The sequence below is a fragment of the Salinivibrio sp. ML323 genome, assembly GCF_001995745.1.
Taxonomy (GTDB): Bacteria; Pseudomonadota; Gammaproteobacteria; order Enterobacterales; family Vibrionaceae; genus Salinivibrio; species Salinivibrio kushneri.
In genome coordinates this window covers 19,499-29,487 of record NZ_MUES01000032.1, presented here as the reverse complement: position 1 = coordinate 29,487, position 9,989 = coordinate 19,499, and the positions used below count along the sequence as shown (strand labels likewise).

The following is a 9,989-nucleotide window of genomic DNA, read 5'->3' as shown; positions in this document are numbered from 1 at the left end:
TCCATAAATTGATATATAATTACATATAACAAGACAGAGGTTTTTTCTCGTTTCCACGCTACCGCGTGGGAAAGAGTTAATAAACATGGCTTATCTAACACTTTGGACAATAGCGCACGAAAACCAAAACAGCCCTTGATAGACTAATCCCAAACCTGCCAACTCAATGGCGTGTTAGATGCCGACAACTGACTGGCGGTCGCATGGCAAACACGGGATGGTTAACCTGCTTATCGGCCAGATAAACGCAAAGCGTGCGCGTTTATCTGTGAAATATGCACACTATCCCAAAATGGATAATTAAAAGTGTCGATTAGTCAATCGGTTACAGCTTAACGCTTGGGGATAGTGTGAATACCTGAGTAAAGATATGCGGCGTGCACACTTTCACGGAAAGAGATATGCATGATAGGCGATAAATACTATCTATTTCAGTTGGTTAGATGGATAATAGTGCGTATAACGGTTTTGGGGAATCGCGCGCGCAATATACGATGTTATAACACAGGAACAACTCCAACTCCTTGCTCAAAACGGTTAACTGAACTATAATTTGTACGTTATTTTGTACCATTTTTGGAGTTCAATATGAGTCGTATTCATTTCGATCAAGATATTCAGCCGTTATCTGAATTTCGTGCAGGTGTAGCTTCTTACATCAAACAAATCAATGAGACTCGCCGTCCATTGGTCATCACACAGCATGGCAAAGGTGTAGCTGTTGTTCTCGATGTTGCAGAGTATGAAGCAATGCAAGAGAAGATCGAGTTACTGGAAGAAATGCGTACAGCTGAAGCTCAATTAGCTTCAGGCCTTGGTGTTTCAAATGATGATGCTCGTGCTCAAGTACTGGGGCGCATTAAGAAATGAAAGTAGTTTGGTCTCCATTAGCGCTTCAGAAATTAGGCGATGCAGCGGAATTTATTTCTTTGGATAATCCACCTGCGGCGGAAAAGTGGGTAAACGAAGTTTTTGACAAAACTGAACTACTTGGAAGTATGCCTGAAATGGGGCGCTTTGTTCCTGAACTGCCCAATACTAACTATCGTGAAATAATTTTTAGTCACTATCGTATTATCTATAGCTTAAGCCATGAGWTCCGCGTCCTAACAGTTCGTAATTGTCGTCAAATGTTGTCGGAAGATGACGTGTAAAACTGTGTTATAACGAGTATGTCTTCAATCACTAAATTTTGGCGAGTTTTTCATCCCACATCACGCCGTCTCTAAGCATCGAATTTAATATCACCATCATATTGCGTACTAAGAGGCATTGTGGATCAAAGCGCTGCGTCTATCGATGCACCTCTGTCGACTGACACAACTGCATCCAGGCCTCGGCGGTGCGTGAGACATAGCGCTCGCCGTGCCAGACTAACCCAAGTTGCCATTCAATCGCTGGGCTTATCGGTTTCACCAGCAATAACTCACTGTCTTCCAAACTGGCGCTGAGGCGCTGGCATAAGGGCGCAGGTAAGAACGCCACCCCTGCACCACTTTTCACCAAGGCGGCTAAAAAATCCCACTGACTGCTACGCGCGGCAATGGTGGGCTGATAACCGTGCTCTTCACAACGGGCAATAATCCGATCGCTTAGAGTAAATTCAGCGCTATATAGATAAAACGGCTCGTCTTTGACGGCCTGCCATGTCAGGCTTTTTTGCGCACGCCACGCGGCTTGGTTAGGCAGCACTGCATAGATGGGGTGAGTTTGTAAGGGTAAGCTTTGCAAGCATTCTGGCTGGGTGTCGGTGAGCATGGTGATTGCCACATCAATCTCACCATTGATAAGCGCTTGTTCGGTGCGCCGCCCCCCGTATTCAACAATACTGAGCGCCACATTCGGGTAGCGTTGGCGGTATTCACGCAGCACATTGGCATACAGCGGCCCTATCATCGGTGGCATCCCCAATCTAAGCTGGCCGCGCGCCAGTTGGTTAAGATCGTCCAGCTCGGTATTTAGCTGCTCGAACTCAGCAATAATGCTCTGCGCACGCTGATACACCACCTCACCAGCATCGGTTAACCAAAACCGCCTTCCCTCTCGGTGCAACAATGGCTGACCCACATCTTGCTCAAGGTTACGCACCATTTTACTGATTGTCGGTTGCGTCACATGCAACGACGTCGATGCGACAGTAAAGCTCTGCTTTTCCACTAAGGCAATAAAATAGCGCAACGCACGAATATCCATAAACGGCCCTTAAAAGCTAATCATTAACCATGTCATTTTGGCATAGTTGATGGCGAAAAAAGCAGAGGAACTGGCACTTATTACCATGCGTCACTTGGTTACACCTTCGGTAGCATGAAGCAGTCTCTCATTAAGTCTCGCTCACCGCGTTTGATACCTGCTCCTTTTGCCAAGCGCTCCCATTTCGACACGGCCTGGGCGACTTGAAGATAAATCTTGTCAGCTGTTTTCACATCAAGTTGAAAGTACTCCGCCACCTCAAACGCTAGGTCAATATCTAAAGCGTTATCTTTGTCGTCAATATTTAAGTGCAGACCGTGGGCATGTTGTGTTGAATTGATGTCGTAGGCGGGTGACAGTCGCCAACCTGTCGTGTCAAAAATAAAGCCATGATTACGTAGGTGATCGTCAGAGGGTGTTCATAGTTCTGTGTCACCCGGCGTTTAAAGATCTACGTAGTCGTCGAGCCGTCCTTCGAAGTGGATGCTCAGTTGGGACAATGTCAGGTTCCAATTCTGTACCGGATGCGTCCACTTCTCTGACGCCTTCAACATACCTGCATACAGCAACTTGAGCAATGCGTTCTCGTTGGCAAAGCCACCCTTGGTCTTCGTCAGTTTGCGGAATTGGCGATGAACAGCCTCAACGGCATTGGTCGTGTAAATCGCTTTGCGGACCTGTTCTGGGTACTTGAAGTACACCGATAGATTTTCCCATTTGCTGCGCCACGACTTTATGACCAGTGGATATTGAGCCCCCCATTTACTTTCCAGTTCATCTAACGCTTGCTCTGCGGCGTTTTGGGTCGTCGCGCGGTAAACGCACTTCAGATCGGACATAAAGGCTTTCTGATTCTTGCTAGCCACGTACTTCACGCTATTGCGGATCTGATGAATGATGCAGAGCTGAACCTCCGTCTTGGGATAGACAGTTTCAATGGCTTCAGGGAAGCCCTTTAATCCATCGACCGAGGCAATAAGGATGTCTTTGACGCCACGGTTTTGTAGGTCTGTCAGTACATTTAACCAGTAACGGGCACCTTCACTTTCTGAGAGATAAAGGCCAAGTAATTCCTTTTTACCCTCGATATTCAGCCCTAAGATTGTGTACAGGGCTTTAGAGACAAAGCGGCCATTTTCTTTGATTTTGTAATGGATAGCATCTAACCAGACGAAGGGGTAAACCGCCTCTAATTCGCGTTCTTGCCAGGCGCGTAGCTCAGGCACCAAACGGTCTGTAATGGCGTTTATCGTGCCATTGGACACTTCAGTCCCATACATCTCAAGAAGGTACTCACGAATACTTTTGTAGCTATTCCCAAGAGCAAATAATGAGATGATATTACGCTCCATCTCATCGGTTAGCCGAGTCTGATACTTCTTAACGGTCTGCGGCTCGAAAGAGCCGTTGCGATCACGGGGCGTGTCTAGTTCGAACGAGCCTGAAGCGGTTTTGATGGTTTTCTGAGAGACACCGTTTTTGCGATTAGGCTGACCCTCTTTGGTCAGGTGCTCATCCATCTCAGCAGCCAAAGCAGCTTCGGTGATCTGTTTAATCAACGGCGTTAGTAGTCCATCTTTCCCGTTGAGGTCTTGTCCAGATTGCAGTGCCTTAGCAAAAGCTTGAATATCAATTTCGTATTTGTCGGACATTGATGTATCACTCCCTGTTGAGGGTTAACTATAGGAGTGACACAGACTTTTGAACACTACCGATCGTCACTATTGGCAACCATGATATTAAACAGCATACGCCTCCAAAGCTGTGCCAAATCCGATTGATGCCCTATCGTCTCGTTTTTAACAACTCGATATCTTGCAGCTTCCTACCAAGTTCATCATCGAGCGCGACTTTACCTAGATCGTCTAACAAACCCAGTACGGCGAGCACATTGACATAATGGCCTAACGACACTGTCGGATCGCCTTTTGTGATTTTGCGTAGTGTTGGTTTCGAGATCCCTGTGCGCTGATGCATTCTATCTTGACTGATCCCTCGACGCTTCATCGCCAATAAGATGTTTTCACCTAATTGATGCAATATTTTCATCTGCCGCGGGAACACAGTGGCACCACGCTTGGGCGGCGCTTCCTTATCATACTTCATCATAATGAAACTAACACTCGATAGACATTCAATTTATGAAATTATAGTTTCATATCATAGTGAGATCAAAGACAACCCGCTAAGACTCGATTTTGTCAAAGCCAACATGACGGACTGTCCAAAAAATGAAACTATAAATTATTTTTAAGAAATTATATGGAAATATAGTTTCACTTTTAGTACTGGGGATGTATAACGACAAACTGATTATTGACGGGACTGGGTAGTCACTAACGCAGCTTTATCGCTCAATAATTCATGCCATTTTGGCATAGTTTAAATAAAAAAAAGTCACTTTATTCACTCTCTGCTAAGACGTAAACTATGAGCCATCTCACAGATTCTTGGCACGCCTTCGATGCAATTGATTAAAAACGCCTTACTTACCCTACTACAAGTCTTTGTCCTTGCTGGCATTTGGTTCTTGTCTGATTGGTTGGTCACAACCTTTGCTATTCCGCTGCCGGCCAACCTCACCGGTATGTTGCTGTTGTTAGGCGCATTAATGTTGAAAATTGTCCGTGCCGATTGGTTGCGTCGCGGGGCAGCCTGGCTGTTAGCCGAGATGTTGCTGTTTTTTGTGCCGGCGGTGGTGGCGGTGGTCAACTACCAAGATTTATTGCTGCAAGAAGGCGGTAAGATCATGGTTGTCCTGATTCTAAGTACCGCGATGGTGATTGCGTCAACCGCTTGGGTGGTCGATAAAGTGTATCGTTTTGAGGTTAAAATGGCACGCCGCCGCAGTAACCACCACGCGCACCACCCTGATCTAAAACCGGAGTGCTAAGCCATGATGTCTGCTTTACCTACTTGGCTTCATGCCTCGTTATTGAGCGTCACCTGCTTTTTAATGACCCTTGGCTTTTATTACATGAGCAAATGGCTGTATCGCTGTCACCCCTCCATTCTGGTGATGCCATTGTTGCTCGCGCCCTTGCTGATTGTCGCGGTGGTGGTTGGGTTTAAGATCCCGTATCAAGACTACATGGCGCAATCTTACTGGCTGCTATGGCTGCTGGGCCCGGCGACTGTGGCGTTTGCGATCCCTGTGTATGATAACCGCGCGCTCATCCGCCGCCATTGGTTGTCACTGTCGATAGGCGTGACTGTGTCGGTGCTGGTCGCGATTACCAGTACTGTGGTGTTAGCGCGGGTGTTTGAGCTGTCTGAACTGCTGCAACGCAGTTTGGCGATGCGCTCAATTACTACCCCTTTTGCCGTCGAAGCCACCAAAGCGATTGGCGGGCAAAGCGATCTCACCGCGCTGTTTGTGGTTCTCACTGGCGTAATTGGGATGGCAATCGGTGAAAGTATTTTGACCGTGATTGCGATTCGATCACGCTTGGGACGCGGCGCAAGTTTGGGCGCATCAGCACACGGAGCGGGCACCGCTAAAGCCTATCAGATAGGCCATGCCGAAGGGGTGGTGTCGAGTGTGGTAATGATGATTGCTGGCATGGTCACTGTGCTGCTTGCGCCTGTGTTGGGTCAGCTGCTTTGGTAGGTGATCGCTAAGGGCTTTTCTGCGCTACGTTATCTGTAACAACAGAAAAGTGGGAAAGGATGAAAGTTTCTGCTTGTCGCGCAGGTCTTTATCCTCACCAACTCTAATAACGAGGCGATCATGAAACAGCACAAGTTAATGTGGCGCGTTATCGCGTTTACAGCGTTCAGTTTGCTATCGATAGCAAGTTATGCGGCGGTAAAAGATACCGCCACCACAGACCAAGGCTACCAAAAGGCGACCCTCGCTGGCGGCTGCTTTTGGTGTACAGAAGCTGATCTTGAAAAGCTCGACGGCGTGATTGATGTGGTGTCTGGCTACTCAGGCGGTGAGCTGGAAAATCCCACCTATAAAGAGGTCTCGTCCGGCACCAGTGGGCATATTGAGGTAATTGATGTTACCTATGATCCCAACGTGGTCAGCTATGAACAGGTGTTAGACCAGTTCTTCCGTCATATTGACCCTACCGATGACCAAGGCTCATTCGTTGACCGTGGCCCGCAATATCGTCCCGCGATCTTTTATCGCTCTGAAACGCAAAAACAAACTGCTGCCGATTTTATGGCGGAAATTGAAGCGTTAGGCGTGTTTAAAAAGCCGCTGAAAACCGAATTGATCCCGTTTGAGACATTCTGGCCCGCAGAAAGTTATCATCAGGATTACTACAAAAACCACAGCATTCGCTATAGCTACTACCGCTATGCATCAGGGCGTGACCAGTATCTGGACGAGATTTTTGGTGATGATCGCAAAGACAACCCGGTCACCTTGCGTGAGATGATTGATGCGCAAAAAGCGGAAGAGATGACATCAACGAATACTCGCTACTCGCGCCCCTCGGATGAAAAAATCCGCGCGATGTTGTCAGATATGGAATATGAAGTCACACAAGAAGACGGCACTGAGCCTGCGTTCCAAAACCCGTATTGGGACAACAAGCAAGCGGGAATTTATGTGGATATCGTTTCGGGTGAGCCGCTGTTCTCCTCCACTCATAAATATAAATCCGGTACTGGCTGGCCGAGCTTCMCCCAGCCCATTAATGAGCAGTATGTGGTTACCAAGCCGGATAACTCCCTGTTCTACACGCGCACCGAGGTCCGCAGCAAAGTCGCCGATTCGCACCTTGGCCATGTGTTTGAGGATGGTCCCGCACCCACCGGCTTGCGCTATTGCATGAATTCAGCCGCGATGCGCTTTGTGCCCGTCGATAAAATGGCTGATGCCGGTTATGAGGATTATCTCTATCTGTTTGAATAAACCAACCTTTGCGTGATTGGCTGGTAAACCTGCGGTAGAGTACAGCTCTACCGCTTTTTTATGCGAGGCATTGGATGCACACGATATTGATAACCGGATTTGAACCCTTCGGCGGCGAGAGTGACAACCCCTCTTGGCAAGTAGCAAAAGCATTAGAAGGCTGGCAGCCTAATGAGGAGTGCATCGTTAAAGCCGTGCGTCTTCCCTGCACCTTTGAAGACAGCTTACCGACGTTACACCGCGCGCTAGAATCGCTCAGTCCGGTAATGGTGATCGCCCTTGGCCAASCCGGTGGTCGCGCCGAGATAAGCTTAGAGAAGGTCGCGATCAATTATCAGGACGCGCCCATTCCCGACAACGCCGGTAAGCAGCCGCATGGTACGCCAGTGGTACCATCTGGCCCCACTGCGTATTTCTCTACCTTGCCCCTTAACCGTTTAGTGAACGCATTGAACGAAGCGCATCATCCTGCCAGTGTTTCTTACACCGCGGGCACCTTTGTGTGTAACCAGGTGTTTTATGGCTTGATGCATGCGCTGGCTCATCATTCCGAGGTACGCGCCGGCTTTATTCATATTCCCTACAGCCCCGCACAAGCGTGCAAACACCGCGCCCCGAGCATGCCGGTGGCTGATGTGGTGGCAGCGATGAAGATAGCCATCGAGTTGAGTTTATTGGATGATGATGTCACCGCCGTGTGTGAAGGCATGTTGCACTAACGCGCGTTAGATGGCGCTCAGACGATGAAGCTCAAACAATGACGCCTAGCAGCGGAGCACAGTGGCGGTTACCATGCTCCTAACCTAATTGCTTAAAACAGCCACTCAGTGACGAGATCGTTGTCAGTCAGCACGCTATCGAGAAAGGCAAACAAGTGCGCATTCATCGGYGCCGTATCAAAGGCGCGAATGGAGGCAGGGTCTTGAATAAAGCGCTTGTTAGCGGCCTCGCCCTCTGGATAGGCGGCTTGCAGTAAACCTTCAACCGCCAGAGGCGTTAACTCAAGGTGGCATTGAAAGCCATACACTCGTGGTCCGTACTTCACGATCTGGCGCGGACAGCCTTCGCTGCTAGCCAGTACACGACTATTGGGTGTCAGCCCCGGCATATCATGGTGCCAATGGCCCACAATTTCTTGCGGCGCGAAGTGCGGAATGTGCTCGTCGATATGGCCATCTTCGCTTAACTGGATGGGGAAGTAGCCAATCTCGGGTTCAGGGCTTGCCTGATACGGTGCGCCCAAGGCTTCACCAATCAGTTGCGCGCCGAGGCAAATCCCTACTACCGCACTGCCTTGTTCAATACACTGCTTAATCAGTGCTTGCTCGCGCGGGCTATCAAAATGTGGGTATTCAGACTGTGGCGTATCTGGACTTTGCGGCCCGCCGAGTACCACCAGCAGATCAATGCCTTCACCGGTTTCCGGCAACGGCTCGCCCCGATACAAATGACTGGTGGTCACATGATAAGCACGCTCATCACACCAATCTAAAATAGCACCTGGGCCTTCAAACGCCTCGTGAATAACAAGATGGACGCGCATTCCTCACTCCTTGGGATTTGTTTTACGCACGATTGCGGCTAAGCATACTATATTGAACGTCGGCCTCAAGCCTTGCCCACCACGAGTGGCGGGCGCGCCACAAACGCTTGAGTCAACAACTGAAATAGCTGTTCGGTTGTCGGCAGTTCATCTAGGTGCGCAGCTAATGGGGTATGCACCTCGGCCTCAATGCGTTCGGGGTGACCGCAAAGCTGATTACACAGCGACACAGGGGCAACAATGTGCTGACAATCCGCATCAATCAGCAGGCACGCTTGCGCCAGCATCACGGTTTGTTTGCCTGCCCCCGCGCCTAAATGAAGAATACGCTGGGCGGTTCCCACCACTTTTTTGTCGGCAATATTGAGGTTGTAGTCACCATCACAATACGATCCGGGCGTGTCACCCACCGTGGTCGTAATGCCTAACTGATGGAAAAAAGACTGTAAAATGGTGCAAAAATACTGGTAAGCCGTCTGGATATGATACGGCGTGTTAGCCGGCCACACCGTCAGGTAAGACACGTTAATCACGCCGGGTAGTTGCGGCACCGGCGCCCCACCTGTTCGGCGGCTCTGTATTTGCCAACCTAACGCTGATAGGGCGCGACGCAATTCAGGCGTTTGGGGCCATTTTTGGCCCGCTGGCAGTACCAAGGTTTGCGCATCTGGCTGCCAAAGCAGTAATGCCTCATTGAGTTCGCCCTGCTCTACTCGGTGGATCAGCGCCTGCTCTTTCTCAAATGCAGATGCTACCGACAGCGAGGGATAGCGCAGAATCGTTTTTTGAGTCACCGTCATGCCCTCGCTGTCGTCACGTTCACTGATTGCGCGATTAACCGAATAAACGCTGCCAAATGCTTGGGTTGCGTTTGTCGTGGTACTCTTCACGCAAGGCATCGATTTGGCGCATGCCTTGTTTTGCTTGGTCGAGGTCACCTTGGCTCAGCGCCGTCTCAATCTCATCCAGGGTCACCGCCAGTTTATCGAACCCTTCCATAAAGGTATCCGCTTTTTCTGGAGGGTAGCTGCCGGCTTTGGCTTGCGCGACCAAGGTTTCTAATTTCGCGACCGGTGCTTGCATGGCTTCAATGCTTTGTGCACTGGCGGCTTCTTTGAAGGTCATTTTCATTTCTTTCATGATCGGCTTAAGCTCAGAGGCTGAAACGCTCAACGACAGCAGCACCGCCATCGCCCCCGTGAGTATGACTTTCTTCATTTTTGCTCCATGTAATTGTTTTTTTAGTAATAATAATGCGCCAGTATCTTACTCACTTCTCGGGGTATTGCCTAGCATAGAAGCGTAAAACAATGTAAAGCACTTACACATTCCGCATCCAGATGGTATGATTAATTGTAAATGATAATGATTTTAAGTTAGATA

At 49.1% G+C, this 9,989-nt stretch carries 12 protein-coding genes and 1 pseudogene; 6 read left to right on the top strand and 7 right to left on the bottom strand.

Translation table 11 applies throughout. The annotated features are described in order from the left end of the window. The first annotated feature begins 588 nt into the window (after nucleotides 1-588). Complete coding sequence (locus BZG13_RS13510; RefSeq protein ID WP_021024253.1) at nucleotides 589-870, top strand: type II toxin-antitoxin system Phd/YefM family antitoxin; 282 nt, start codon at nucleotides 589-591, stop codon at nucleotides 868-870. Further along, nucleotides 867-1,154 (top strand): type II toxin-antitoxin system RelE/ParE family toxin, encoded by a 288-nt coding sequence (locus BZG13_RS13505; RefSeq protein WP_077486989.1) that lies wholly within the window; start codon nucleotides 867-869, stop codon nucleotides 1,152-1,154. Before BZG13_RS13510 ends, BZG13_RS13505 begins: the two co-directional genes overlap by 4 nt. Before the next feature lie 139 nt (nucleotides 1,155-1,293). Here BZG13_RS13505 and BZG13_RS13500 read toward each other — a convergent pair whose 3' ends face one another. The 4 genes and pseudogenes from BZG13_RS13500 to BZG13_RS13485 all read right to left on the bottom strand — a co-directional run bounded on the left by BZG13_RS13500 (nucleotide 1,294) and on the right by BZG13_RS13485 (nucleotide 4,242). Beyond that, entirely contained in the window at nucleotides 1,294-2,193 is a 900-nt protein-coding gene (locus BZG13_RS13500) for a LysR family transcriptional regulator (RefSeq protein WP_077486988.1), read from the bottom strand. 98 nt (nucleotides 2,194-2,291) lie between these two features. Continuing rightward, nucleotides 2,292-2,594 (bottom strand): annotated as a pseudogene (locus BZG13_RS13495) (HipA domain-containing protein); the annotation flags it as partial. Between the two features lie 42 nt (nucleotides 2,595-2,636). Further along, on the bottom strand, nucleotides 2,637-3,845 hold the full coding sequence (locus BZG13_RS13490; protein ID WP_077486986.1) for an IS256 family transposase: 1,209 nt from the start codon (nucleotides 3,843-3,845) through the stop codon (nucleotides 2,637-2,639). Nucleotides 3,846-3,978: 133 nt separating this feature from the next. Continuing rightward, nucleotides 3,979-4,242, bottom strand: coding sequence for a helix-turn-helix domain-containing protein (locus BZG13_RS13485; protein ID WP_051503382.1), 264 nt, complete (start codon nucleotides 4,240-4,242; stop codon nucleotides 3,979-3,981). Nucleotides 4,243-4,657: 415 nt separating this feature from the next. Between BZG13_RS13485 and BZG13_RS13480 the strand changes: the two genes are divergently transcribed. The 4 genes from BZG13_RS13480 (at nucleotide 4,658) to pcp (ending at nucleotide 7,782) form a co-directional block, all read left to right on the top strand. Further along, complete coding sequence (locus BZG13_RS13480) at nucleotides 4,658-5,086, top strand: CidA/LrgA family protein (protein ID WP_077461392.1); 429 nt, start codon at nucleotides 4,658-4,660, stop codon at nucleotides 5,084-5,086. A gap of 6 nt (nucleotides 5,087-5,092) precedes the next feature. Beyond that, nucleotides 5,093-5,803, top strand: a complete 711-nt coding sequence (locus BZG13_RS13475) for an LrgB family protein (RefSeq protein ID WP_077486991.1) — start codon at nucleotides 5,093-5,095, stop codon at nucleotides 5,801-5,803. 120 nt (nucleotides 5,804-5,923) lie between these two features. Next, nucleotides 5,924-7,063 carry a peptide-methionine (R)-S-oxide reductase MsrB gene (msrB, locus tag BZG13_RS13470; protein ID WP_077486985.1) on the top strand — a complete coding sequence of 380 codons (1,140 nt, stop codon included), beginning with the start codon at nucleotides 5,924-5,926 and terminating at the stop codon, nucleotides 7,061-7,063. Nucleotides 7,064-7,137: 74 nt separating this feature from the next. Further along, nucleotides 7,138-7,782, top strand: coding sequence for a pyroglutamyl-peptidase I (gene pcp, locus BZG13_RS13465; RefSeq protein ID WP_077486984.1), 645 nt, complete (start codon nucleotides 7,138-7,140; stop codon nucleotides 7,780-7,782). A 92-nt stretch (nucleotides 7,783-7,874) separates the two neighbouring features. Here the strand turns inward: pcp and BZG13_RS13460 are convergent, their stop codons facing one another. The 3 genes from BZG13_RS13460 to BZG13_RS13450 all read right to left on the bottom strand — a co-directional run bounded on the left by BZG13_RS13460 (nucleotide 7,875) and on the right by BZG13_RS13450 (nucleotide 9,824). Then, nucleotides 7,875-8,606: a glutamine amidotransferase-related protein gene (locus BZG13_RS13460; protein WP_077486983.1), complete on the bottom strand. Its 732-nt coding sequence runs from the start codon at nucleotides 8,604-8,606 to the stop codon at nucleotides 7,875-7,877. A 65-nt stretch (nucleotides 8,607-8,671) separates the two neighbouring features. Continuing rightward, a complete protein-coding gene (locus tag BZG13_RS13455; protein WP_077486982.1) occupies nucleotides 8,672-9,406 on the bottom strand; it encodes a lipoate--protein ligase family protein in 735 nt (244 codons plus the stop codon). 34 nt (nucleotides 9,407-9,440) lie between these two features. Next, nucleotides 9,441-9,824 (bottom strand): cytochrome b562, encoded by a 384-nt coding sequence (locus BZG13_RS13450; protein WP_069362878.1) that lies wholly within the window; start codon nucleotides 9,822-9,824, stop codon nucleotides 9,441-9,443. Nucleotides 9,825-9,989: the final 165 nt, after the last annotated feature.

Bases quoted from the DNA above. Each gene is read 5' to 3' on its own strand.
- BZG13_RS13450 (WP_069362878.1), bottom strand. From the start codon at position 9,824: ATGAAGAAAGTCATACTCACGGGGGCGATGGCGGTGCTGCTGTCGTTG.
- BZG13_RS13475 (WP_077486991.1), top strand. From the start codon at position 5,093: ATGTCTGCTTTACCTACTTGGCTTCATGCCTCGTTATTGAGCGTCACC.
- BZG13_RS13485 (WP_051503382.1), bottom strand. From the start codon at position 4,242: ATGAAAATATTGCATCAATTAGGTGAAAACATCTTATTGGCGATGAAG.
- BZG13_RS13500 (WP_077486988.1), bottom strand. From the start codon at position 2,193: ATGGATATTCGTGCGTTGCGCTATTTTATTGCCTTAGTGGAAAAGCAG.
- BZG13_RS13480 (WP_077461392.1), top strand. From the start codon at position 4,658: ATGCAATTGATTAAAAACGCCTTACTTACCCTACTACAAGTCTTTGTC.
- BZG13_RS13510 (WP_021024253.1), top strand. From the start codon at position 589: ATGAGTCGTATTCATTTCGATCAAGATATTCAGCCGTTATCTGAATTT.
- BZG13_RS13490 (WP_077486986.1), bottom strand. From the start codon at position 3,845: ATGTCCGACAAATACGAAATTGATATTCAAGCTTTTGCTAAGGCACTG.
- BZG13_RS13455 (WP_077486982.1), bottom strand. From the start codon at position 9,406: ATGACGGTGACTCAAAAAACGATTCTGCGCTATCCCTCGCTGTCGGTA.